This is a genomic window from Pseudomonas sp. FG13, assembly GCF_057809755.1.
The window spans coordinates 194,606-217,870 of sequence record NZ_JBMDKO010000006.1 but is presented as its reverse complement, the minus strand read 5'-3'; the positions used below and the strand labels follow the sequence as shown (position 1 = coordinate 217,870).

Here is a 23,265-nt window from a genome sequence, read left to right as displayed (position 1 = left end):
AGCAGGTTCGCTCCCACATGGACGGCGCTGAACCTGTGGGAGCGAGCCTGCTCGCGATGAGGCCCGAATAGCCAGCATAAAACTCCAGGCATAAAAAAACGCCCCCAGTCTCACGACCGGGGGCGTTTTTCATTCAGCCGAAGCTAAACGATCAAGCCTTGGCTTTCTTGGCAGCGCGGGTACGCTCGCCTTCGTCCAGGATCTTCTTGCGCAGGCGAATCGACTTAGGCGTCACTTCACACAGCTCGTCATCCTGGATGAATTCCAGTGCCTGTTCCAGGGTGAAGCGAACAGGTGGAACCAGGGCGATGGTTTCGTCTTTACCCGAAGCACGCATGTTGTCGAGCTTCTTGCCCTTGGTAGGGTTGACGCCCAGGTCGTTGTCACGGCTGTTCAGACCTACGATCTGGCCGTTGTAGATTTCCTGGCCGTGCTCGACGAACAGCTTGCCACGCGCCTGGAGGGTTTCCAGGGAGTAGGTCAGCGCCTTGCCGGTTTCTACCGATACCAGGACGCCGTTCTGACGGCCGGACATGTGGCCGGACTTCATGGTGTCGTAGCGATCGAAGATCGAGGTCAGGATGCCAGCACCGTTGGTCAGGGTCAGGAACTGGTTACGGAAACCGATCAGGCCACGAGCCGGGATGTTGTACTCCAGGCGTACACGCCCTTTGCCATCCGGGGACATGTTGGTCAGGTCGCCTTTACGCAGGCCCATTTCTTCCATGACCTTGCCCTGGGATTCCTCAGGGATGTCGATGGTGACGTTCTCGAACGGTTCCTGCTTGTTGCCGTCGACGACGCGGATGATCACTTCAGGACGGCCTACGGCCATTTCGAAGCCTTCGCGACGCATGGTTTCGATCAGTACCGAGAGGTGCAGCTCACCACGGCCGGAAACCTTGAACTTGTCGGCAGAGTCGCCTTCTTCAACGCGCAGTGCAACGTTGTACAGCAGCTCTTTGTCCAAACGCTCCTTGATGTTACGGGACGTCACGAACTTGCCTTCCTTACCGCAGAATGGCGAGTCGTTGACCTGGAAGGTCATGGAAACGGTCGGCTCGTCGACGGTCAGCGGCTTCATCGCCTCGACAACGGTCGGGTCGCACAGGGTGTCGGAGATGAACAGCTCTTCGAAGCCGCTGATGCAGACGATGTCGCCGGCAGCCGCTTCTTCGACGTCCACACGGTGCAGACCGTGGTGACCCATCAGCTTCAGGATACGGCCGTTGCGCTTCTTGCCGTCGACGTCGATGGCGACGACCGGGGTGTTCGGCTTGACGCGACCACGGGCGATACGGCCAACACCGATCACACCCAGGAAGCTGTTGTAGTCCAGGGCCGAGATCTGCATCTGGAACGGACCATCACGGTCAACGGCCGGCGCAGGTACGTTGTCGACGATCGACTGGTACAGCGGGGTCATGTCTTCAGCCATGTCGGTGTGGTCCAGACCGGCAATGCCGTTCAGGGCCGAGGCGTAGACGACCTGGAAGTCCAGTTGTTCGTCGGTGGCACCCAGGTTGTCGAACAGGTCGAAGATCTGGTCCAGAACCCAGTCAGGACGCGCGCCCGGACGGTCGACCTTGTTGATCACGACGATCGGCTTGAGGCCGGCTTCGAACGCTTTCTTGGTCACGAAACGGGTTTGCGGCATAGGGCCGTCCTGGGCGTCGACCAGCAGCAGCACGGAGTCGACCATCGACATCACGCGCTCTACTTCACCACCGAAGTCGGCGTGGCCCGGGGTGTCCACGATGTTGATGTGGTAGCCGTTCCAGTTGATGGCGGTGTTTTTCGCCAGGATGGTAATACCACGCTCTTTTTCCTGGTCGTTGGAGTCCATCACGCGCTCGTCGTTGAGCTCGTTGCGTTCCAGGGTGCCGGATTGACGCAAGAGTTTGTCTACCAGGGTGGTCTTACCATGGTCAACGTGGGCAATGATGGCGATGTTGCGTAGATTTTCGATCACTTGTGTATCTCGATCAGAGGATTCGGTGTGCTGACAGGTCGTGGCAGCGATTTACGTTGAGTCCGACAAAGCCGCTACAGCTTGTCGGCGGCGTCGGGGGGCCGGTGACGCAGGCCACAGGCAAACAGCCCCGGGCACTTAGCTCGGTCGATAAACGCGCACATTGGCATGCCCCTCACTGAGCAAATGGTGGGCATGCAGGCGACTCATCACGCCTTTGTCGCAATACAGCAGGTACTGGCGAGTAGGGTCCAGTTCCTTGAAACGCGCGTTCACTGCATAGAACGGCATCGTTTGTACCTCGATATCGGCGACGCTCAACGGGTCGTCTTCAGCGTCGTCCGGATGACGGATGTCGATGATGATCTGACCGGCCAGCGCTTCGCCGACTTCTTCAATCTTGATGTCCTGGCCCAATTCGTCGATCACCCGATCGATCGGCACCAGCCTGGCGTTTTCGAGCGCACGCTCGAGCACCGCCATGTCGAATTCTTTCTCTTCGTGCTCCACGCGCCCGCGCTTGGCGGCCGTCTTCGGGTTGACCGAGATGACCCCGCAGTACTCCGGCATGTGCCGGGCAAATTCGGCGGTGCCAATCGCGTTGGCCGTGTCGATGATGTCCTGCTTGTGACTGGCGATCAGCGGGCGCAGCACGAGCTTTTCGGTGACGCAGTCGATCACCGACAGGTTCGGCAGCGTCTGGCTCGATACCTGGGATATCGCCTCCCCGGTAACCAGCGCGTCGATGTGCAGGCGATCAGCGATGCTGGACGCGGCACGCAACATCATACGCTTCAAAATGACGCCCATATGACTGTCGTCGACTTTGCCGAGGATTTCTCCCAGAACTTCTTCGAACGGCACACTCACAAATAACACGCGCTGGGAACTGCCGTACTTCTTCCAGATGAAGTGCGCCACTTCCATCACGCCCAGCTCATGGGCACGCCCGCCGAGGTTGAAGAAGCAGAAATGGCTCATCAGGCCGCGCCGCATGATCTGGTAGGCCGCGACCGTGGAGTCGAAGCCGCCAGACATCAGCACCAGCGTCTGCTCCAGGGCACCCAGCGGATACCCGCCGATGCCGTTGTGCTGGCTGTGGATGACGAACAACCGTTGGTCGCGTATTTCGATACGGACTTCAACCTGCGGGTTTTTCAACGAAATACCGGCGGCGCCACACTGCTGGCGCAGTTGGCTGCCGACGTAGCGGTCCACGTCCATCGAGCTGAACGGATGCTTGCCCGCGCGCTTGCAACGTACCGAGAAAATCTTGCCCGCCAACGCATTGCCATAATGCAGCTTGCATTTGGCAACGATGTCGTCGAAATCCCCCAGCGGATATTCATCCACCTGCAGGAAATGCGCGATGCCTGGCATGCAGGTCAGCCGCTCGGTCATTTCCTTCAGGATCCTGGGTTCGCTGACGCGGGTTTCCAGTTCGAGATTGTCCCACACGCCATTCACCACCACGACCGGATCCAGATCACGGAGCACGGCACGGATGTTCTTGGCCAACTGCCGGATGAAACGGGTCCGGACCGGGCGGCTCTTGATGGTGATTTCGGGGAAGACTTTTACGATTAGTTTCATGAAAACAGCGCGCGAACGGCCAGCCGAAAAAGGGGGGCGCGGATTATAGCGGAAATTGCTCAAGGTTTGACCAATTAATGTGTAGATGGTTTTGAGCGCACCAAAACGGGTCGCCGACTATCCTTTGCGCTACATTACAGTGCGTAATTGTCTGACAATCCCTGGTTCAAGCCCTCTAAAGGCGTGGATTTGGTGCAAAAAACCCAAGCTGGGGCACTGGCATGCAATTTGCTCCCTTGTGAGGCAGGTTGCCTTGGCAGAGTATTCGCGCCGGCATCACTCATATCTACGGGCAAACCATTACCCCGCCCGAAGCCACCCGGAGGACATATGTCGAAGTCGGTTCAACTCATCAAAGATCATGACGTCAAGTGGATTGATCTGCGCTTCACTGACACCAAAGGCACTCAACATCACGTAACCATGCCGGCCCGTGATGCCCTGGATGACGATTTCTTCGAAATCGGCAAGATGTTCGACGGCTCCTCCATTTCCGGCTGGAAAGGCATCGAAGCGTCCGACATGATCCTGATGCCAGACGACGAAACGGCTGTCCTGGATCCGTTCACCGAAGAGCCGACCCTGATCCTGGTCTGCGACATCATCGAACCTTCGACCATGCAAGGCTATGACCGCGATCCACGCGCCATTGCCCACCGTGCCGAGGAATACCTGAAGTCCACCGGTATCGGCGACACCGCTTTCTTCGGTCCTGAGCCTGAGTTCTTCATCTTCGACTCGGTCAAGTTCAAGTCCGACATCTCCGGCTCCATGTTCAAGATCTTCTCCGAACAAGGTTCGTGGATGTCCGACCAGGACATCGAAGGCGGTAACAAGGGCCACCGTCCGGGCGTGAAAGGCGGCTACTTCCCAGTACCACCGTTCGACTTCGACCACGAAATCCGTACCTCCATGTGCAACGCACTGGAAGAAATGGGCCAGACCGTCGAAGTTCACCACCACGAAGTGGCGACTGCCGGCCAGAACGAAATCGGCGTGAAGTTCAACACGCTGGTCGCCAAGGCTGACGAAGTCCAGACCCTGAAGTATGTCGTGCACAACGTTGCCGATGCCTATGGCCGCACCGCGACCTTCATGCCGAAGCCACTGTACGGCGACAACGGTTCGGGCATGCACGTTCACATGTCGATCTCCAAGGACGGCAAGAACACTTTCGCAGGCGAAGGCTATGCCGGTCTGTCGGACACCGCCCTGTACTTCATCGGCGGTATCATCAAGCACGGTAAGGCCCTGAACGGTTTCACCAACCCGTCGACCAACTCCTACAAGCGTCTGGTACCCGGCTTCGAAGCACCGGTGATGCTGGCCTACTCGGCTCGCAACCGTTCCGCCTCGATCCGTATTCCTTACGTGAACAGCCCTAAAGCTCGCCGTATCGAAGCCCGCTTCCCGGATCCGGCTGCCAACCCGTACCTGGCCTTCGCCGCACTGATGATGGCCGGTCTGGACGGTATCCAGAACAAGATCCACCCTGGCGATGCCGCCGACAAAAACCTGTATGACCTGCCGCCTGAAGAGGCCAAGGAAATCCCACAGGTTTGCGGCAGCCTGAAAGAAGCCCTGGAAGAGCTGGACAAGGGCCGTGCGTTCCTGACCAAGGGCGGCGTATTCAGCGATGACTTCATCGACGCTTACATCGCACTGAAAAGCGAAGAAGAAATCAAGGTTCGCACCTTCGTACACCCACTGGAATACGAGCTGTACTACAGCTGCTGATCCGGTAGCGCTCGCACACGCGGCGTGAAACAAGAGAGGCCTCCTTCGGGAGGCCTTTTTTATGGGTGCAGATTACGTGCATGATGACCGCCGCCTCCCAGACAAGAAGAGACTGCCCATGAACTTGCGCCTCACACTTGGCCTTGCCCTCGCTGCCGCGCTACTGACGACCACCGCCGAAGCCACACCTGCTCCGGACGCCCTTACCCCATTGCTTAACGCCATTGGCGAACGCATCGCCCTTGCCGATCAAGTGGCGCTGAGCAAATGGGACAGCCATAAACCGGTAGAAGACCGTCAGCGTGAGCGAGAAGTCATTGCCGCCGCCGTCGCCCAGGCACCGGTCTACAAGCTGTCCGGTGAAACCGTGGAAGCGTTTTTCAGCGCCCAGATAGAAGCCAACAAACTGGTGCAGTACATCGACCTGTCCGACTGGGCCCTGGCCGGCAAGGCCCCGGACCTCCCGCGTCCGGACCTGGTGGGGCAAATCCGCCCGCAACTCGATCGGCTGCAAAAACGCCTGCTGCAACAACTGGCCGATTTCGCCCCCTACCGTACCGATCCGCAGTGCCCGCAATGGCTGGCCCGGGCCACCCACAACGACAAACAGCACCCAGTGCACCGTCTTGCCCTGATCCGGGCGACCGCAGAGCTGTGCCTGGCCAAAAGCTGAGGCAACACACACTCCCCTGTGGGAGCGAGCCTGCTCGCGATGGCGATCGATCAGCAACATTGCTGCTGCCTGACACATCGCCATCGCGAGCAGGCTCACTCCCACAAGGGGACTTCAGTGGTTGAACTCTTTGGGTTGGGCCAACCGCCGCCTTGTCCTATGCTGCATCCAACACTTTCAGTTTCCGGTCGATTTTTATGGGTCGTGTCTTTCCTGGCGTTTTGTTGCTACTGGCATTGCCCGCGGCAGCCCAGATCTACAAATACACCGACGCCGATGGCAACACCGCCTACAGCAACCAGCCGCCCCAAGGCGTACCGGCCCAGACGGTGGAGTTGCCGCCGCTCAACAGCATCGAACATCAATCCTCAAGCAGCCCGGACATGCCGACAACGCCTGCCAACAGTGAAGCGCCGCGCAAGGCCTACGACCTGCTCGAACTGACGGACATCCCCACCGAGCAAGCCCTGCGCGCCAACAACGGCACTTTCACCGTTGGCGTCCGGACGCAACCGCGCCTGCAAAGCCCTCATCAGTTCCGGCTGCTGCTGGACGACCAGCCCTACGGCCAGCCCTCCAACGTGCCGCGCCTGCAACTGGTGAACATCGACCGGGGCGAGCATCGTCTGGCGGTCCAGGTCATCGATGGGGATCACCTTGTGCAACAGAGCGATACCGTCACCTTTACCGTGCAGCGGGTGCACCAGCCATGATCCGTTGGGTGCTTGTGCTGTGCCTGTCGCTGGTCGCCTTGCCGGGGGTAGCGCAGGTCTATACCTACGTCGACGCCCAGGGCAATCGTGTCTTCACCGATCAACCGCGCCCCGGCAATGCGAAGAAAGTCCAACTGCCACCGGGCAACCGGATGACCACGGCGCCCGCTACCACCACCTCGGCACCGGCCTCCGCAGAGCAGCCCACGCCCCTGTTTCATTACGAGATGCTGCGGCTGCTGATCCCGGAACCGGATGCCACGATACGCAGCACAGCGGGGGAATTGATCGTCACCGCTACCAGTGAGCCGAGGCTGAAAAAGGGCCATCGCTACCGTCTGCTGCTGGACGGTCAGCCCACCGGCGAACCAGGACCAAGCCCGGTGTTTGCCTTGAGCAACATCGATCGAGGCACCCATCACCTGGCGGTGGAAATCCTCGATGAGCAAGACCGCATCGTCGAGCGCACCGCCAACCAGCCCTTCCACATGCAACGCACGTCGCTGGCGCAGAAGCGCCGTATCAAACCCTGCGCAACCGCCGACTATGGCCAGCGCCCCGAATGCCCCCTCGCCGACAAACCCGAAGAAGAAAGCAGCATCCTGCCATTCTTCTAACGCCGCCATGACGATGCACTATATTGGTGCATAACGTTGCGCCGCTACTCAGCTGCCAGCCCATTTTGGTTCGAAAGTACCCGGAAAAACTGGCAGAACGCCACGCAATCGGGCGAAAAAACCTCTTTTCAGGCTCTAAACGCTTCTTTTCGGAGCCTTGGTTTGGTTTTTGCATTTTCCTTCTATCAGCGCATTCATTGCGCGCGCAATTTAGGACCGGCCCCGAATTGCCACGCATCAAAAGAGGTCCCGATGACCATTAGCGACGCACTACACCGCTTGTTACTCGACAACCTCACCACCGCGACCATTCTGCTCGATGCCGAACTGCGCCTCGAGTACATGAACCCGGCGGCGGAGATGCTCCTGGCCGTCAGCGGCCAGCGCAGCCATGGACAGTTCATCAGCGAGTTGTTCACCGAATCCGCCGAGGCACTCAACTCCTTGCGCCAGGCCGTGGAGCAGGCTCACCCGTTCACCAAGCGCGAGGCGATGCTCACCGCCCTGACCGGCCAGACGCTGACGGTCGACTACGCGGTGACCCCGATCCTGAGTAACGGCGCCACCCTGTTGCTGCTGGAAGTCCACCCTCGTGATCGCTTGCTGCGCATCACCAAGGAAGAGGCGCAGTTGTCCAAGCAGGAAACCAGCAAGATGCTGGTGCGGGGCCTGGCCCACGAGATCAAGAACCCCCTCGGTGGCATCCGTGGCGCTGCGCAATTGCTGGCCCGGGAGCTGCCTGAAGAAAGCCTCAAGGACTACACCAACGTCATCATCGAGGAAGCCGACCGCCTGCGAAATCTCGTGGACCGCATGCTCGGCTCCAACAAGCTGCCGTCCCTGGCCTTGTGCAATGTCCACGAAGTACTGGAGCGCGTTGGCAGCCTCGTGGAAGCCGAGAGCCAGGGCTGCATCACCTTGGTGCGCGACTATGACCCGAGCATTCCCGATGTCTTGATCGATCGTGAACAGATGATCCAGGCCGTATTGAACATCGTGCGCAACGCGATGCAGGCCATCAGCAGCCAGAATGAGCTGCGCCTGGGCCGCATCAGCCTGCGCACCCGCGCCTTGCGCCAGTTCACCATCGGCCATGTGCGCCATCGCCTGGTGACCAAGATCGAAATCATCGACAACGGCCCGGGCATCCCCACGGAGCTGCAGGAAACCATCTTCTTTCCCATGGTCAGTGGCCGTCCGGACGGTACCGGACTGGGCCTGGCCATTACCCAGAACATCATCAGTCAGCATCAGGGCCTGATCGAGTGTGAGAGCCATCCCGGCCACACCACCTTTTCGATCTTCCTGCCACTGGAACAAGGAGCCACATCGACATGAGCCGTAGTGAAACCGTGTGGATCGTCGATGACGACCGTTCTATCCGCTGGGTCCTGGAAAAAGCCTTGCAACAGGAAGGCATGACCACCCAGAGCTTCGACAGCGCCGATGGCGTGATGAGCCGCCTGGCCCGTCAGCAACCGGACGTCATCATCTCCGACATCCGCATGCCCGGGGCCAGCGGCCTGGACCTGCTGGCGCGGATTCGCGAGGAGCACCCCCGGCTGCCGGTGATCATCATGACCGCCCACTCCGACCTGGACAGCGCCGTAGCGTCCTACCAGGGCGGAGCCTTCGAATACCTGCCCAAGCCGTTCGATGTCGATGAAGCGGTGTCCCTGGTCAAGCGCGCCAACCAGCACGCCCAGGAACAACAGGGCCTGGAAGAAGTGCCGGCCCTGACCCGCACCCCGGAAATCATCGGCGAAGCGCCGGCGATGCAGGAAGTGTTTCGCGCTATCGGACGCCTGAGCCACTCCAACATTACCGTGCTGATCAATGGCGAATCCGGTACCGGTAAAGAACTGGTAGCCCATGCCCTGCACCGCCACAGCCCACGGGCAGCGTCGCCGTTCATCGCCCTGAACATGGCCGCGATTCCCAAGGACCTGATGGAATCCGAACTGTTCGGCCACGAGAAAGGCGCATTCACCGGCGCGGCCAACCTGCGACGCGGGCGCTTCGAACAGGCCGACGGCGGCACCTTGTTCCTCGACGAGATCGGCGACATGCCGGCCGACACCCAGACCCGTCTGTTGCGCGTGTTGGCGGACGGCGAGTTCTATCGGGTGGGCGGTCATACGCCGGTCAAGGTCGATGTCCGCATCATCGCCGCGACCCACCAGAACCTGGAAACCCTGGTTCACGCCGGCAAATTCCGTGAAGACCTGTTCCATCGCCTGAACGTGATCCGCATTCATATCCCGCGCCTGGCGGATCGTCGCGAAGACATCCCGACCCTGGCCAGGCATTTCCTCAGCCGCGCCGCCCAGGAGCTGGCGGTGGAGCCCAAGCTGCTCAAGAGCGAGACCGAGGAATACCTGAAGAACCTGCCGTGGCCCGGCAACGTGCGCCAGTTGGAGAACACCTGCCGCTGGATCACGGTCATGGCCTCGGGACGTGAGGTGCACATCGGTGACCTGCCGCCGGAACTGTTGAGCCTGCCACAGGATTCGGCCCCGGTGACCAACTGGGAACAGGCCCTGCGCCAGTGGGCCGACCAGGCCCTGGCCCGTGGCCAGTCGAGTCTGCTGGACAGCGCCGTACCGAGTTTCGAACGCATCATGATCGAAACCGCCCTCAAGCATACCGCCGGCCGCCGCCGCGACGCCGCCGTGTTGCTGGGCTGGGGGCGCAATACCTTGACCCGCAAGATCAAGGAATTGGGGATGAAGGTCGATGGCGGGGATGACGATGAAAGCGATGAGGGCTGAGCAGCCGTTGGCTTTTCGCTGAATCTGAAGGCCAATCGCGAGCAGGCTCGCTCCCACCTCGGACATCGGTGTCCGCGCATTCATGTGGGAGCGAGCCTGCTCGCGATGCTTTTGAAAGTCCCGTGCACCACACCAATGCACCACGAACCGCAAATGCGCGTTTCATTCGAGCCCAAGGCAACCGCGCTACTTCATGAAAACCGCCTCATAAAAAAGCCAAAGCCCCGGAATACGGGGCTTTGCGCAACATCAAAAAGTTTTTTGTGACAAGCCATTTAAAACTGGCACGCCCCCTGCAATAACCCAATCACTACCCAGTTTCGGGGACCTTGGTACAGGCAGGCCGGGGATTCCCCATTTTATCCGGGCTCATCCGAGCCCACCGTTTTGGGGGCCTTGATACAGGCAGGTCAAGGTTTCCCTTCTTTACACCCAGGGCTGGATCCTCTCGATCGCCCTCCCGTTTTGGGGACCTTGGTACAGGCAGGCCGGGGATTCCCCTCTTTTATTGCTCCTGGAGACGGACCTCCAGCCGCCAGCGGTCGTCCACCTCGCCGCCGGTCCACTCAGCCCGCAATGGACGCGCCGCCACCAACGTCAGCAGCAACCCCTTGTCACTCAAGCGCACCCGCCAGTTCACGTCCTTGCCGTTGAGCTTCAATTGTCCCTTCTGCGCCGGGCCTTCGGCTTCGAACAACAGCGCCACGGAGCCATCGACGATTTCCCCGTGCAGCTTGGGTTCGTCATTGAACCAGGCCACCAGCACCCCATCGCCCACCTCGATCCGCTCCAACACACTCGGTTCGGGATTGGTCAGGCGACCGATCATCAAGCCAATCATCAACCCAAAGATTGCCAGGGAGCCCATGACCCGCGGGAATAGCTTCGAACGCTCATCGGTTTGCAGCGTAGAATGCGCGTCATCTTTGTTATCGGAGCCGTGCATGTTTCACGTCATCCTTTTTCAACCGGAAATTCCGCCGAACACCGGCAATGTCATCAGGCTCTGCGCCAACAGCGGCTGCCACCTGCATTTGATCGAACCGCTGGGCTTCGAAATGGACGACAAGCGTTTGCGCCGCGCCGGACTCGACTACCACGAGTATGCCACCTTGCAGCGTCATGCAGACCTCGCCAGTTGTCTGGAAAGCCTCGGGCATCCGCGCCTGTTCGCCTTCACCACCAAAGGTTCGCGGCCCTTTCATGACGCCAGTTTCGTCGCTGGCGATGCGTTCCTGTTCGGGCCTGAAAGCCGGGGCCTGCCGGCCGACGTACTGGACGCCCTACCAGCAGAGCAGCGCTTGCGCCTGCCGATGCGCGAAGGCTGCCGCAGCCTGAACCTGTCCAACACAGTGGCGGTGGCTGTTTACGAGGCGTGGCGGCAGAACGGTTTCGCCTGAACCCTTCCTGTCAGTCAGAAACACCTGTGGGAGCGAGCCCTGTGAGAGCCAAACTTGTGGGAGCCGAGCTTGCTCGCGATGAACGATGACGCGGTTTAAAGTTGAACCGTGTCGACTCCATCGCGAGCAAGCTCGGCTCCTACAGGCTCTGCTCCCACAGGGCTCGCTCCCACAGGTTTTGTAGCCGGCTGTCGGACGTTTATTGAACCGTCGCGCTGCCTTCTTCCTGCATGCGCTGCAGTTCTTGGGCGTACAGGGCGTCGAAGTTCACCGGGGCCAGCATCAGGGCCGGGAACGAACCACGGGTCACCAGGCTGTCCAGCGCTTCACGGGCATACGGGAACAGGATGTTCGGGCAGAACGCGCCCAGGGTGTGGCTCATCGAAGCGGCATCCAGGTTCTTGATCAGGAAGATACCGGCCTGCTGGACTTCAGCGATGAATGCGACTTCCTCACCGTTCTTCACGGTGACCGACAGGGTCAGCACCACTTCGTGGAAGTCTTCTTCCAGGGCTTTCTGATGGGTGTTCAGGTCCAGGCCTACGCTCGGCTCCCACTGCTGGCGAAAGATCGCCGGGCTTTTCGGGGCTTCGAAGGACAGGTCACGCACATAAATGCGCTGCAAGGAGAATTGCGGTGCGGCTTCTTCTTCGCTGGCAGCTGTGTTCTGTTGGTCAGTCATCGCAGATCCTTCTCACTTCAGGTTCTTTAGGGGATTCAGGCCTTGAGCATCGCGTCGAGCTTGCCGGCGCGCTCCAGGGCAAACAGGTCGTCGCAACCGCCCACGTGGGTGCTGCCGATCCAGATCTGCGGCACGGACGTACGCCCGGCCTTCTGGGTCATCTCGGCGCGCAGCTGCGGCTTGCCGTCGACCTTGATCTCTTCGAAAGCCACGCCCTTGTTCTGGAGCAGGAACTTGGCTCTGGAGCAATAGGGGCAGTAATCGCTGGAATAGACAACGACGTGGGTCATCTCACTTCACCAGGGGCAGGTTGTCGGCTTTCCAGGTTGCCACGCCACCGGACAGCTTGGCGGCGGTGAAACCGGATTTCATCAGTTCGCGGGCGTGGGTACCGGCCGTCTGGCCCATGGCATCGACCAGGATGATGGTCTTGGCCTTGTGCTTTTCCAGCTCGCCGATACGTGCGGCCAGTTTGTCCTGGGGAATGTTCAGCGCGCCGACAATGTGACCGGCGGCGAATTCCTTGCCCGGGCGAATGTCCACCACCACGCCGGCATCCTTGTTGACCAGCGCGGTCAGTTCGGCGGTGCTCAGGCTGCGGCCGCCGCCCTGCATCGTATGGGCGACCAGCAATGCCAGCAGTACGACGAAGATACCGACAAGAATGTAGTGGTTAGTGGCAAATTCAATCAGGTGAGCAACCATCGAAGGAGGTTCCAGGGCGTTAAAATGTCGGCCAGTATACACAGCACTCAGGGTCGGCCAAACCCCGCCCGGCGGTGACGGCACCGGAACTTACCTTTAAACTGCCCGTCCCTTTTCCATCGTCTTCTTTTAACCAGCCACGAGTGGATTCCATGACTACCACGCCTAAACCTTTGGTCCTGATGATTCTCGACGGCTTCGGTCACAGTGACAGCCACGAATCCAACGCTGTGTATTCGGCCAACAAGCCTGTGTTGGACCGCCTGTGGGCCACCGTGCCGAACGGCCTGATCTCCGGCAGCGGCATGGATGTCGGCCTGCCGGACGGGCAGATGGGCAACTCCGAAGTCGGTCACATGAACCTCGGCGCCGGCCGTGTGGTTTACCAGGACTTCACTCGCGTCACCAAAGCGATCCGCGACGGCGAGTTCTTCGACAACCCGACCATCTGCGCTGCCGTGGACAAAGCCGTGGCGGCCGGCAAGGCCGTGCATTTTATGGGCCTGCTGTCCGATGGCGGCGTGCACAGCCACCAGGACCACCTGATCGCCATGGCCGAACTGGCCTTCAAGCGCGGTGCCGAGAACATCTACCTGCACGCCTTCCTCGACGGCCGTGACACGCCGCCGAAAAGCGCCGCATCTTCGATCGAGCTGCTGGACACGACCTTCCAGGCGCTCGGCAAGGGTCGCATCGCCAGCATTGTCGGCCGTTACTACGCCATGGACCGCGACAACCGTTGGGACCGTGTCGCCCAAGCCTACAACCTGATCGTCGATGGCAATGCCGAATTCAGCGCCGCCACCGCCCAGGAAGGCCTGGAAGCTGCCTACGAGCGTGGCGAAAGCGACGAATTCGTCAAGGCCACCACCATCGGCACACCGGTCAAGGTCGAGGATGGCGACGCTGTGGTGTTCATGAACTTCCGTGCCGACCGCGCCCGCGAGCTGACCCGGGTCTTCGTCGAAGACGATTTCAAGGAATTCGAACGCGCTCGCCAGCCCAAACTGGCCGGTTTCGTGATGCTGACCCAGTACGCCGCCAGCATTCCCGCACCGTCGGCCTTCGCCGCCGGCAGCCTGGAAAACGTCCTGGGCGATTACCTGGCCAAGAATGGCAAGACCCAGTTGCGCATCGCCGAAACCGAAAAATACGCCCACGTGACATTCTTTTTCTCGGGCGGCCGCGAAGAACCGTTTCCGGGCGAAGAGCGCATCCTGATCCCCTCGCCGAAAGTCGCCACCTACGACCTGCAACCTGAGATGAGCGCCCCGGAAGTCACCGACCGGATCGTCGACGCCATTGAAAACCAGCGCTACGACGTCATCGTGGTCAACTACGCCAACGGCGACATGGTCGGTCACAGCGGTGTGTTCGAGGCGGCGGTCAAGGCCGTGGAGTGCCTGGATACCTGCGTTGGCCGCATCGTCGAAGCGCTGGAAAAGGTCGGTGGCGAAGCGCTGATCACGGCCGACCACGGCAACGTCGAGCAGATGTCCGACGAATCCACCGGCCAGGCCCACACTGCCCACACCACCGAGCCGGTGCCGTTCATTTATGTCGGCAAGCGCGACTTCAAGGTCCGCGACGGCGGCGTGCTGGCCGACGTGGCGCCGACCATGCTGATGCTGCTGGGCATGGAAAAGCCGGCGGAAATGACCGGGACTTCGATTCTGGTCTGATCAGCATCCCCCCCTGTGGGAGCAGAGCCTGCTCGCGATAGCGATCGAACGGCCAGCACTTTTGGCGAATGTGCTGACATCATCGCGAGCAAGCTTTGCTCCCACAGAGGTTTGGCGGTGATTTGGCGCCTGACACCAGCCCAGTTATCACACAGCCCCAAATGGGCGTTTTTTTTGCGGCGTGGGGCGGGCATACTAGGCCGTCCCTTTCCCTGGTATCGCCCGCCTCTATGCTTCGCGTCCTGATAGCCCTCGCTCTGACCTGCCTGCTCCAACCGGCCTTCGCTGACGAGCGCGCGCAAACCCAACAGCAGTTGGAAGCCACGCGCCAGGACATTGCCGAGCTGAAGAAGCTGCTGGGCAAACTGCAGGAAGAGAAAGCCGGCGTACAGAAAGACCTGCGCGGCACCGAGACCGAGATGGGCAACCTGGAGAAACAGGTCGATGCCCTGCAAAAAGAGCTGAAGAAAAGCGAATCCGAGCTGCAGCGGCTCGATGGAGAGAAAAAAAAACTCCAGAGCGCGCGCACTGAACAGCAACACCTGATCGCCATCCAGGCCCGCGCGGCCTATCAGAGCGGCCGTCAGGAGTACCTCAAGCTGTTGCTCAACCAGCAGAACCCCGAGAAGTTCGCCCGCACCCTCACCTATTACGACTACCTGAGCCAGGCACGCCTGGAGCAACTCAAGAAATTCAACGAAACCCTGCGCCAACTGGCCAACGTCGAGAAAGACATCGAATTGCAACAGGCCCAGTTGCTGGTGCAGAAAAGCAGCCTGGACACTCAGCGCGAAGAACTCGAGAAGGTTCGCAAGGAACGCGCGGTGGCCCTGGCCAAGCTCAATGACGACATGAAAGCGCGGGACAGCAAGCTCAAGGCTCGTGAGCAGGACCAGGCCGAACTGGCAAACGTGCTGAAGACCATCGAGGAAACCCTGGCCCGCCAGGCGCGAGAGGCAGAGGAAGCGCGGCAGAAAGCGCTGATCGCCCAGCAGGAAGCCGAAAAAAAGCGCTTGCGTGAAGCCCAGGCCGATGCGGACTCGGACGACGCGCCCCGCAAAACGACGAAGCCCAGCCCTGGCGCCTTGGTTTCCAGCGATGGCGAAACCTTCGGCGGCGCCTTTGCTTCCGCCCGGGGCAAACTTCCATGGCCAGTCAATGGTCGATTGCTTGCGCGCTTTGGTGAAACCCGCGGCGACGACACCCGCACCAAGTGGGACGGCGTGATGATCAGCGCATCCGCCGGCAGCCAGGTGCATGCCGTTCATGGCGGGCGGGTAGTGTTCGCCGACTGGCTGCGCGGCGCCGGCCTGCTGGTGATCCTCGATCACGGCAACGGTTACCTGAGTCTGTATGGCCACAACCAGACGCTGCTCAAGTCGGCGGGGGATGTGGTCAAGGCCGGTGAGTCCATCTCCACGGTCGGCAACAGTGGCGGGCAGGATACGCCTGCGCTGTATTTCGCAATTCGTCAGCAGGGTCGCCCCAGTGACCCGGCCCAATGGTGTCGTGCGCAAGGATAAGCGCGCCCATCCAATTAAGGAGTTCGTTCGACATGCTGCATTTGTCCCGCCTCACCTCGCTGGCTCTGACGATCGCCCTCGTGATCGGTGCACCCCTGGCTTTTGCCGCCGGACCGGCCCCATCGGCGCCTGCCGCCACGGCCGCCACCACCAAGGCACCGTTGCCCCTGGACGAACTGCGCACCTTCGCCGAAGTCATGGACCGGATCAAGGCCGCCTACGTCGAACCGGTGGATGACAAGATGCTGCTGGAGAACGCCATCAAGGGCATGCTCAGCAACCTTGACCCGCACTCTGCCTACCTGGGGCCGGAAGACTTTGCCGAATTGCAGGAAAGCACCAGCGGCGAGTTCGGCGGCCTGGGCATCGAAGTCGGCAGCGAAGACGGCTTTATCAAGGTGGTGTCGCCGATCGACGACACACCAGCCTCCAAGGCCGGGATCCAGGCTGGCGACTTCATCGTCAAGATCAACGGCCAGCCGACCCGCGGCCAGAGCATGACCGAAGCCGTGGACAAGATGCGCGGCAAGATCGGCCAGAAGATCACCCTGACCCTGGTACGCGATGGCGGTACGCCATTCGACGTGACCCTTACCCGGGCGGTAATCCAGGTCAAGAGCGTGAAGAGCCAGCTGCTGGAGTCGGGCTACGGCTACATCCGCATCACCCAGTTCCAGGTCAAGACCGGCGAAGAAGTCGCCAAAGCCCTGGCCAAGTTGCGCAAGGACAATGGCAAGAAACTCAATGGCCTGGTCCTGGACCTGCGCAACAACCCTGGCGGCGTGCTGCAATCGGCGGTGGAAGTGGTGGATCACTTCATCACCAAAGGCCTGATCGTCTACACCAAAGGCCGTATCGCCAACTCCGAGCTGCGCTTCTCGGCCACCGGCAACGATCTGAGCGACGCCGTGCCACTGGTGGTATTGATCAACGGTGGCAGCGCCTCGGCCTCGGAAATCGTCGCCGGCGCCCTGCAGGACCAGAAGCGCGGCGTGGTCATGGGCACCACCAGTTTCGGCAAAGGCTCGGTGCAGACCGTCCTGCCGCTGAACAACGACCGGGCGCTCAAGATCACGACTGCGCTGTACTTCACGCCAAACGGCCGCTCCATCCAGGCCCAGGGTATCGTCCCGGACATCGAGGTACGCAAGGCCAAGATCACCAACGAGCAGGACAGCGAGTACTTCAAGGAAGCCGACCTGCAAGGTCACTTGGGCAACGGCAATGGCGGCGCCGACAAACCGAGCGGTTCCGGCGCCAAGGCCAAGCCGATGCCGCAGGATGACGACTACCAACTGGCCCAGGCCCTGAGTCTGCTCAAAGGACTGAACATCACCTCCGGCCGCTGAGATGGGCCTGCGTTTCATCCTCGGGCTGTTGTGCTGCCTGGCAAGCGCCGCCTTTGCGGCGCCCGACACGCCCGCGGCTTCACCGCACAAGGCTTACCTGAGTCTGATCATCGATGACCTGGGGCAAAACCTGCCCCGGGATCGCCGGGTATTGGCCCTCCCCGGCCCGGTCGCCGCCGCGATCATGCCCGATACGCCCCACGCCGCCGAATTTGCCCGCGAGGCTCACCGCGCCGGCAAGATCGTCATGCTGCACATGCCCATGGATCCGGCGACCGGGCCGTTCGCCTGGCATCCCGAGCTACCGATTGAAGAACTCGGCAAGCGCCTCGACGCCGCGTTCGCTGCCGTGCCCTATACCAGTGGGATCAACAACCACATGGGCAGCCGCATGACCGCCCAGCCCCAGGCCATGGCGTGGCTGATGGCGGACTTGCAACAGCGACACAAGTTCTTCGTGGACAGCCGCACCAGCGCCCAGACTGTCGCAGCCGCCGAAGCCCAGAAGATCGGCCTCGCCAGTGTTTCGCGGGATGTATTCCTCGACGACGAGCGCACCGAAGCCGCCATCACCCATCAGTTCCAGACCGCCATCGACCTGGCTCGCCGCCAGGGCTCGGCCGTGATGATCGGCCATCCCTACCCGCAAACCCTGGCGGTGCTCGAACGCGAACTGCCCCGCCTCAAGGCGCAGGGCATCGAATGGGTGGACATCAAGTCGATGATCAGCCTGCGCAGCAATCGAGCGATGACGGGGCATGGGAAGAACGGGGTTTATCGATAACTGCGTCGCGGCCATCGTCGGATCGCCGCCCGGAGCAGGCTCACTCCCACATTGATTAGCGGCGGAACTTCAATCCTGTGGGAGCGGGCTTGCTCGCGAAAGCGGTGTGTCAGTCAGATCAGCTCTTGAACCGGTAGGCCCCTTCGCGGGCAAGCCCGCTTGTGTCTGAGTAAGGGAATAAACTCTGGGGTGAGAGGGGTAGATGGCAAGCTGTGAGTCCGCGGTGCTTGAAGCACGAGTGGGAGCAAAGCTGCCATCTACCTTTCTACTCTGGCCCATAAGCCCGAACAGTTGGACGAGCGGCACTCGAATCACAAGCGTGGGCAAAGCCAGAGCACTCTCACTTCTGAGTGTAAGAGGGTTTCGCCATGATTTCCTGGGTCGGCATCGATATCTCCAAATCAAATCTCGCCGTTTGGGTTCAGCCACAGAACCAAGGCTATGAGGTCCCCAATACACTTGAGGGCTTTGCACAACTGGTCGAACGACTAAGCCAGTACACGATTGGCCGGGTGTTGTTGGAAGCCACGGGCGGCTATGAACGAAGGGTCATGGCGGCGTTGCAGGAAGCAGGTTTCAATGTGCTCAGGATCAACCCTCGCCGGGCCAGGGCCTTCGCTGTAGCCATGGGCAAGAATGCCAAGACCGACCCCATCGATGCGGCTGTTCTTGCCGATTTTGCCGAAGCCCTGCATGCGGCTCGCGAAAAGCCCATTTCACCTGAGCGTGAGGCACTGCGTGAACTGGTTCAGCTGCGCGAACACTTCGTCCAGCAACGAGACGACAACAAGCGCCGACTGCAGCAGGCCCAGCTACCGGTGGTTATCGAGGCGATCAAAGACCATATTCGCTACCTGCAAACCCAAATCAAGCAGTTCGGCAAAGCCATTAATCAAAGCATGCGTAAGCTGGATGCGGAAAAGGCCGACCGACTCACCTCAGTTAAAGGCATCGGCACCGTGGCGACTGCCAGTTTGCTGGTTTACTTGCCCGAACTCGGTGAGCTTGATCGCAGAGAGATAGCGGCCCTGGCGGGAATCGCCCCCTACAACGACGACAGTGGCAATCACAGCGGGAAACGTCAGATTTACGGAGGAAGAGCTCGCGTCAGACGTGCGCTTTACATGTCGTGCTGGGTTGTCATCCGCTACCACGCCGACTTCAAGGCTCGGTATGAGGCACTTCGAGAGCGAGGCAAGAGCGCGAAAGTCGCGCTCATCGCCTGCATGCGAATATTACTGATCAGGCTGAATGCCATGCTTCGAGACGGCACTGAATGGCGGTGATGGGCGGCAAGGTAAGACAGTTGCTCCCACAGTAAATCTTCAGTGGACCCGATATCCGCAGCACACCCAAAACCTGTGGGAGCGGGCTTGCCCGCGAAGGCGCCGGCACATCCAGCCTCGATGCCAGCTGACCCACCGCTATCGCGAGCAGGCTCGCTCCCACAATGGATCTCCAGTGGGCCCGGTATCCACAGCACACCGCAACTCCCTGTGGGAGCGAGCCTGCTCGCGATGGCGTCATCACTGATTCACCGCCCAGCGTCAGGCAACCTGGCAATCACCTTGATCTCGAACTCGAACCCATACAACCACGTCACCCCCACCGCCGTCAGTGTCGGGTGCGGCGCGTTGCCCCAGAATTCAGGCACCACTTTCCAGATCGTCTCGAACTTCGATTCTGGATCGACCATGAAAACGGTGACGTCCACCACATCGTCAAAGCTGCAATCGGCCGCGGCGAGAATCGCTTCCAGGTTCGTGAACGCACGCCGGACCTGAACCTCCAGATCGGGTTCGGGCGAACCGTCGTCGGTGCTGCCGACTTGCCCCGATACGAAGAGAAAACCATTGGACCGGATCGCCGGTGAATAACGATTACGCTCATAGAGCGCTTGGCGTCCAGGTGGGAAAACTACATCACGCGGTGTCATGGGAACCTCCATCGGTCATCAGCCAGGGAAACAACGATGAAGTCACTCTAGGGGCTTGTGTCCGGACGATAAACGCGCAACCTTGGCGATCACTGTTTGTGAAATCCAAATAATCATCGACATGCGGAGCAGCAATGGATCGTTTTGATGCGATGCAGGCATTCGTCCGGGTGGTGGAGGCGGGCAGTTTCACCAAGGCCGCCGAGACCCTGCACATGAGCAAGACCACCGTGACCCAGTTGGTGCAGCAGTTGGAGGCGCGCCTGCGGGTCAAGCTGCTCAACCGCACGACACGCAAAGTCAACATCACCGCCCAGGGCGCCGTCTATTACCAGCGGGTGTTGCGCTTGCTGGCCGACATGGAAGATGCCGAAACCAGTCTGTCCGACGCCCAGGCACTGCCCAGGGGGCGGTTGCGGGTAGACGTCCCCAGCCCGCTGGCTGCGCTGATCCTGATGCCGGCGCTCCCGACGTTCCATGCGCGATACCCGGACATCCAGATCGACATGGGCGTCAGCGATCGCATCGTGGACATCATCGATGAAAACGTCGATTGCGTGGTGCGCGGTGGTGAACTGACGGACCAGTCGCTGATAGCCCGACGCATCGGTGATCTTGAGCTGGGCGTCTTCGCGGCGCCGAGCTACCTGGCACGCGTCGGCACGCCCGCGCATCCACGAGACCTCGAGGATTCCCAGCATCGTATCGTCGGCTTCCTGTGGGCCCGCACCGGCAAAGCCGTGCCCTATGCCATGCACAACGACAATGAACACCTGCACATCAACGGGCGCTACGCCCTGGCCGTCGACGACGGCAACGCCTACCTCGCGGCAGGCCTGGCGGGGCTGGGGGTACTGTGGCTACCCAAGTACATGTCCAGGCCCCACGAAGCCAACGGCGAACTGGTGCCGCTGTTCGAAACGTGGCGCATCGACCCGATGCCGCTCTACTTGGCTTACCCGCCGAACCGGCACCTCAGCGCCCGGTTGAGGGTATTCATCGAATGGATGGTGGAGCTGATGGCGCAGCATGCGCCGGTTGTTGATCGACGTGGTGTGTAGACAGGAGCCTGACCAGCCGGCACCAGCGGATTAAACCCGTAGCGACGAGGACGGTCGAAGATTTACACCGCTCGATTGCAGAGGAGACATTCCATGGACCGATTCACCGGCGGTTGCCTGTGCGGCAACGTTCGCATCGAAGCCACGGGGCGCCCCTACCGGGTAGGCCTCTGCCACTGTCTCGACTGTCGCAAGCACCATGGCGCGCTTTTCTACGCCGCAGCCATGTTTCCCCAGGAAGCAGTGAAGGTCGAAGGTGATACCCGCAACTACGCCGGTCGATTCTTTTGCCCCCGCTGCGGCTCGCCGGTCTTTGCCCGCAGCGGTGACGAGATCGAAGTGAACCTGGGCAACCTGGATGCCCCTGACCAATTGATGCCTAGCTACGAATGCTGGACCTCGCGACGCGAGGCCTGGCTGCCGGCGTTTCCGTTGACACGATACGAGCATGATCGTGCCGGCAAAGGTCGGTCCGAGGAGTAGGGCGATCAACCAAACCCGACAATCGCCTTGACCTCCGTGTACTCCTCGAACCCATGAACACCGTATTCCCGACCATTGCCCGAGCGCTTGTAGCCGCCGAACGGCGCCAACGGGTTCCACGCCGGGTAGTTCAAGAGCACCTGCCCGGCGCGGATGCGCGAGGCCACGGTGCGTACAGCTTCAAGGTCCTGGCCTTGCACATGGGCGCTGAGGCCGTAGACGGTGTCGTTCGCGAGGGCGATGGCTTCTTCCACCGTGTCATAGGGGATGAGGCACAGCACCGGGCCAAAGATTTCTTCCTGGGCGATGCGCATGGCGTTATCCACTTCGGAGAAGACCGTTGGGCGGGCGTAGAAGCCTTTCGCAAACCCTGGCACTCGTCCTGGGCCGCCGCAGAGGAGCTTGGCGCCCTCACTCAGGCCTGCCTCGATCATCGCCTGCACGCGATTGAACTGGGCTTCGTTGGCGATGGGGCCGAGTTGCGTTTCTTCCGACCGAGGATCGCCGACGATGATCGCGTCGACGGTGGCGGTGACCAGGGCTTCGACTTCCGCCAGCCGGCTACGCGGCACGATCATCCGGGTCGGCGCGCTGCATGATTGGCCGACGTTACGAAACGCAGACATCACGCCGGGCGGCACGGCCTTGGTGAAGTCGGCGTCCGGCAAGAATACGTTGGGCGACTTGCCGCCCAGTTCCTGGGTGACGCGCTTGACCGTCGGGGCGGCAGCCTGGGCCACCAGCGCACCCGCGCGGTTGGAGCCGGTGATGGAGATCATGTCGATATCGGGATGTGCGGCCATGGCTGCGCCGACGTCCGCACCGCTGCCATTCACCAGGTTGAACACGCCCGGTGGAAGGCCCGCGTCATGCACCAGCTGGGCGAATAGCAGGGCGCTCAGGGGGGACAGTTCGCTGGGCTTGAGCACCACGGTGCAGCCGGCGGCAATCGCCGGGGCGACCTTGGCGGTGATCTGGTAAAGCGGCCAGTTCCACGGCGTGATGAGCCCGCAGACGCCAATGGGTTCGCGCTGGATGGCCGTACCGTTTTCGACGTTGCGAAAACTGTAGGTGGACAGCAGATCACGGGCGACCCGCACGTGCTCGGCCGCCAGAGGGACCTGCATGGCTCGTGCGAAACCGATGGCCGCGCCCATCTCCAGGGAGAGCACTTGGGCCAGTTGCTCTTGTCGTTCCAGAATCAGTTCATGGATCTTGCCCAGGACCTGCGCACGGGATGCGACCGCGGTCGTGGTCCAGCCGGGAAACGCCGCCCGTGCCGCCGCTACCGCCCGGTCGACGTCCGCGCAGGAGCCTTGGGCGACTTCGGCGACCATCGCCTCGGTGGCCGGGTTGATCACCGGCAGCGTGGTCGGATACGCCGGAAACGACCAGGCGCCATTGATATAAAGCTGCCCCAAAGTCTGTGGGTCGAGGTAGCTGTCAGAAGATCGGGTTGTCATGCAACGGGCTCCCATAGAGCAGTGAGGACATTGCCAGCAGCAGATCGTGAGGCTGTGCCTGCTCAAATAAACTAACAAAGCGACCCTGACGGGATGTGCCGTTCTTGAGGTTGGCAAAGGA

General features: G+C 60.9%; 22 protein-coding genes. 14 read left to right on the top strand and 8 right to left on the bottom strand.

Going from position 1 to position 23,265, the window contains the following annotated elements:
- Window positions 1-151: 151 nt before the first annotated feature.
- Window positions 152-1,972 (bottom strand): translational GTPase TypA, encoded by a 1,821-nt coding sequence (gene typA / locus ACODTO_RS08525; RefSeq protein WP_139646412.1) that lies wholly within the window; start codon window positions 1,970-1,972, stop codon window positions 152-154.
- Between the two features lie 138 nt (window positions 1,973-2,110).
- A complete protein-coding gene (thiI, locus tag ACODTO_RS08520; protein WP_489106280.1) occupies window positions 2,111-3,565 on the bottom strand; it encodes a tRNA uracil 4-sulfurtransferase ThiI in 1,455 nt (484 codons plus the stop codon).
- Between the two features lie 330 nt (window positions 3,566-3,895).
- Between thiI and glnA the strand changes: the two genes are divergently transcribed.
- The 6 genes from glnA to ntrC all read left to right on the top strand — a co-directional run bounded on the left by glnA (window position 3,896) and on the right by ntrC (window position 10,076).
- The gene (gene glnA, locus ACODTO_RS08515) at window positions 3,896-5,302 is read left to right on the top strand and encodes a glutamate--ammonia ligase (protein WP_041024722.1); all 1,407 of its coding nucleotides are present in this window, start codon (window positions 3,896-3,898) and stop codon (window positions 5,300-5,302) included.
- A 118-nt stretch (window positions 5,303-5,420) separates the two neighbouring features.
- Window positions 5,421-5,975, top strand: a complete 555-nt coding sequence (locus ACODTO_RS08510) for a chorismate mutase (protein ID WP_139646409.1) — start codon at window positions 5,421-5,423, stop codon at window positions 5,973-5,975.
- Window positions 5,976-6,172: 197 nt separating this feature from the next.
- Entirely contained in the window at window positions 6,173-6,688 is a 516-nt protein-coding gene (locus ACODTO_RS08505; protein ID WP_139646407.1) for a DUF4124 domain-containing protein, read from the top strand.
- A complete protein-coding gene (locus ACODTO_RS08500; protein WP_139646405.1) occupies window positions 6,685-7,305 on the top strand; it encodes a DUF4124 domain-containing protein in 621 nt (206 codons plus the stop codon). Before ACODTO_RS08505 ends, ACODTO_RS08500 begins: the two co-directional genes overlap by 4 nt.
- A gap of 252 nt (window positions 7,306-7,557) precedes the next feature.
- Entirely contained in the window at window positions 7,558-8,643 is a 1,086-nt protein-coding gene (gene glnL, locus ACODTO_RS08495) for a nitrogen regulation protein NR(II) (protein ID WP_047699809.1), read from the top strand.
- A complete protein-coding gene (gene ntrC, locus ACODTO_RS08490; RefSeq protein WP_139646403.1) occupies window positions 8,640-10,076 on the top strand; it encodes a nitrogen regulation protein NR(I) in 1,437 nt (478 codons plus the stop codon). The genes glnL and ntrC overlap by 4 nt, the downstream gene beginning before the upstream one ends.
- A 505-nt stretch (window positions 10,077-10,581) precedes the next feature.
- On the opposite strand, the gene ACODTO_RS08485 is transcribed toward ntrC, so the two are convergent.
- Entirely contained in the window at window positions 10,582-11,022 is a 441-nt protein-coding gene (locus ACODTO_RS08485) for a hypothetical protein (protein ID WP_489106279.1), read from the bottom strand.
- Between ACODTO_RS08485 and trmL the strand changes: the two genes are divergently transcribed.
- The gene (gene trmL, locus ACODTO_RS08480) at window positions 11,021-11,476 is read left to right on the top strand and encodes a tRNA (uridine(34)/cytosine(34)/5-carboxymethylaminomethyluridine(34)-2'-O)-methyltransferase TrmL (RefSeq protein ID WP_024778065.1); all 456 of its coding nucleotides are present in this window, start codon (window positions 11,021-11,023) and stop codon (window positions 11,474-11,476) included. The two genes, ACODTO_RS08485 and trmL, sit on opposite strands and share 2 nt — an antisense overlap.
- 199 nt (window positions 11,477-11,675) lie before the next feature.
- On the opposite strand, the gene secB is transcribed toward trmL, so the two are convergent.
- Genes secB through ACODTO_RS08465 form a run of 3 tightly spaced genes read right to left on the bottom strand, consistent with a single transcriptional unit; the run spans window position 11,676 to window position 12,863 of the window.
- The gene (gene secB, locus ACODTO_RS08475; RefSeq protein ID WP_489106278.1) at window positions 11,676-12,158 is read right to left on the bottom strand and encodes a protein-export chaperone SecB; all 483 of its coding nucleotides are present in this window, start codon (window positions 12,156-12,158) and stop codon (window positions 11,676-11,678) included.
- Between the two features lie 35 nt (window positions 12,159-12,193).
- Window positions 12,194-12,448: a glutaredoxin 3 gene (gene grxC / locus ACODTO_RS08470; RefSeq protein WP_053148644.1), complete on the bottom strand. Its 255-nt coding sequence runs from the start codon at window positions 12,446-12,448 to the stop codon at window positions 12,194-12,196.
- Between the two features lies 1 nt (window position 12,449).
- On the bottom strand, window positions 12,450-12,863 hold the full coding sequence (locus tag ACODTO_RS08465) for a rhodanese-like domain-containing protein (RefSeq protein WP_041024715.1): 414 nt from the start codon (window positions 12,861-12,863) through the stop codon (window positions 12,450-12,452).
- Between the two features lie 152 nt (window positions 12,864-13,015).
- Between ACODTO_RS08465 and gpmI the strand changes: the two genes are divergently transcribed.
- The 5 genes from gpmI to ACODTO_RS08440 all read left to right on the top strand — a co-directional run bounded on the left by gpmI (window position 13,016) and on the right by ACODTO_RS08440 (window position 19,487).
- A complete protein-coding gene (gene gpmI, locus ACODTO_RS08460) occupies window positions 13,016-14,545 on the top strand; it encodes a 2,3-bisphosphoglycerate-independent phosphoglycerate mutase (protein ID WP_489106277.1) in 1,530 nt (509 codons plus the stop codon).
- Between the two features lie 230 nt (window positions 14,546-14,775).
- Complete coding sequence (locus ACODTO_RS08455) at window positions 14,776-16,068, top strand: murein hydrolase activator EnvC family protein (RefSeq protein WP_139646395.1); 1,293 nt, start codon at window positions 14,776-14,778, stop codon at window positions 16,066-16,068.
- A gap of 32 nt (window positions 16,069-16,100) precedes the next feature.
- Entirely contained in the window at window positions 16,101-17,417 is a 1,317-nt protein-coding gene (locus ACODTO_RS08450; protein WP_139646393.1) for a S41 family peptidase, read from the top strand.
- Between the two features lies 1 nt (window position 17,418).
- Window positions 17,419-18,201, top strand: coding sequence for a divergent polysaccharide deacetylase family protein (locus ACODTO_RS08445; RefSeq protein WP_489106276.1), 783 nt, complete (start codon window positions 17,419-17,421; stop codon window positions 18,199-18,201).
- A gap of 368 nt (window positions 18,202-18,569) precedes the next feature.
- Window positions 18,570-19,487, top strand: a complete 918-nt coding sequence (locus ACODTO_RS08440) for an IS110 family RNA-guided transposase (RefSeq protein WP_175387063.1) — start codon at window positions 18,570-18,572, stop codon at window positions 19,485-19,487.
- 248 nt (window positions 19,488-19,735) lie between these two features.
- Here the strand turns inward: ACODTO_RS08440 and ACODTO_RS08435 are convergent, their stop codons facing one another.
- Entirely contained in the window at window positions 19,736-20,137 is a 402-nt protein-coding gene (locus tag ACODTO_RS08435; protein ID WP_175385854.1) for a RidA family protein, read from the bottom strand.
- A gap of 134 nt (window positions 20,138-20,271) precedes the next feature.
- Between ACODTO_RS08435 and ACODTO_RS08430 the strand changes: the two genes are divergently transcribed.
- Both ACODTO_RS08430 and ACODTO_RS08425 read left to right on the top strand, forming a co-directional pair.
- Window positions 20,272-21,198: a LysR family transcriptional regulator gene (locus ACODTO_RS08430; RefSeq protein ID WP_489106275.1), complete on the top strand. Its 927-nt coding sequence runs from the start codon at window positions 20,272-20,274 to the stop codon at window positions 21,196-21,198.
- A 93-nt stretch (window positions 21,199-21,291) separates the two neighbouring features.
- Window positions 21,292-21,681, top strand: coding sequence for a GFA family protein (locus tag ACODTO_RS08425; protein WP_489106274.1), 390 nt, complete (start codon window positions 21,292-21,294; stop codon window positions 21,679-21,681).
- A gap of 5 nt (window positions 21,682-21,686) precedes the next feature.
- Here ACODTO_RS08425 and ACODTO_RS08420 read toward each other — a convergent pair whose 3' ends face one another.
- A complete protein-coding gene (locus tag ACODTO_RS08420) occupies window positions 21,687-23,144 on the bottom strand; it encodes an aldehyde dehydrogenase family protein (protein WP_489106273.1) in 1,458 nt (485 codons plus the stop codon).
- Window positions 23,145-23,265 lie beyond the last annotated feature (121 nt).

Bases quoted from the DNA above. Each gene is read 5' to 3' on its own strand.
- thiI (WP_489106280.1), bottom strand. From the start codon at position 3,565: ATGAAACTAATCGTAAAAGTCTTCCCCGAAATCACCATCAAGAGCCGC.
- glnA (WP_041024722.1), top strand. From the start codon at position 3,896: ATGTCGAAGTCGGTTCAACTCATCAAAGATCATGACGTCAAGTGGATT.
- ACODTO_RS08510 (WP_139646409.1), top strand. From the start codon at position 5,421: ATGAACTTGCGCCTCACACTTGGCCTTGCCCTCGCTGCCGCGCTACTG.
- ACODTO_RS08505 (WP_139646407.1), top strand. From the start codon at position 6,173: ATGGGTCGTGTCTTTCCTGGCGTTTTGTTGCTACTGGCATTGCCCGCG.
- ACODTO_RS08500 (WP_139646405.1), top strand. From the start codon at position 6,685: ATGATCCGTTGGGTGCTTGTGCTGTGCCTGTCGCTGGTCGCCTTGCCG.
- glnL (WP_047699809.1), top strand. From the start codon at position 7,558: ATGACCATTAGCGACGCACTACACCGCTTGTTACTCGACAACCTCACC.
- ntrC (WP_139646403.1), top strand. From the start codon at position 8,640: ATGAGCCGTAGTGAAACCGTGTGGATCGTCGATGACGACCGTTCTATC.
- trmL (WP_024778065.1), top strand. From the start codon at position 11,021: ATGTTTCACGTCATCCTTTTTCAACCGGAAATTCCGCCGAACACCGGC.
- ACODTO_RS08485 (WP_489106279.1), bottom strand. From the start codon at position 11,022: ATGCACGGCTCCGATAACAAAGATGACGCGCATTCTACGCTGCAAACC.
- secB (WP_489106278.1), bottom strand. From the start codon at position 12,158: ATGACTGACCAACAGAACACAGCTGCCAGCGAAGAAGAAGCCGCACCG.
- grxC (WP_053148644.1), bottom strand. From the start codon at position 12,448: ATGACCCACGTCGTTGTCTATTCCAGCGATTACTGCCCCTATTGCTCC.
- ACODTO_RS08465 (WP_041024715.1), bottom strand. From the start codon at position 12,863: ATGGTTGCTCACCTGATTGAATTTGCCACTAACCACTACATTCTTGTC.
- gpmI (WP_489106277.1), top strand. From the start codon at position 13,016: ATGACTACCACGCCTAAACCTTTGGTCCTGATGATTCTCGACGGCTTC.
- ACODTO_RS08455 (WP_139646395.1), top strand. From the start codon at position 14,776: ATGCTTCGCGTCCTGATAGCCCTCGCTCTGACCTGCCTGCTCCAACCG.
- ACODTO_RS08450 (WP_139646393.1), top strand. From the start codon at position 16,101: ATGCTGCATTTGTCCCGCCTCACCTCGCTGGCTCTGACGATCGCCCTC.
- ACODTO_RS08445 (WP_489106276.1), top strand. From the start codon at position 17,419: ATGGGCCTGCGTTTCATCCTCGGGCTGTTGTGCTGCCTGGCAAGCGCC.
- ACODTO_RS08440 (WP_175387063.1), top strand. From the start codon at position 18,570: ATGATTTCCTGGGTCGGCATCGATATCTCCAAATCAAATCTCGCCGTT.
- ACODTO_RS08435 (WP_175385854.1), bottom strand. From the start codon at position 20,137: ATGACACCGCGTGATGTAGTTTTCCCACCTGGACGCCAAGCGCTCTAT.
- ACODTO_RS08430 (WP_489106275.1), top strand. From the start codon at position 20,272: ATGGATCGTTTTGATGCGATGCAGGCATTCGTCCGGGTGGTGGAGGCG.
- ACODTO_RS08425 (WP_489106274.1), top strand. From the start codon at position 21,292: ATGGACCGATTCACCGGCGGTTGCCTGTGCGGCAACGTTCGCATCGAA.
- ACODTO_RS08420 (WP_489106273.1), bottom strand. From the start codon at position 23,144: ATGACAACCCGATCTTCTGACAGCTACCTCGACCCACAGACTTTGGGG.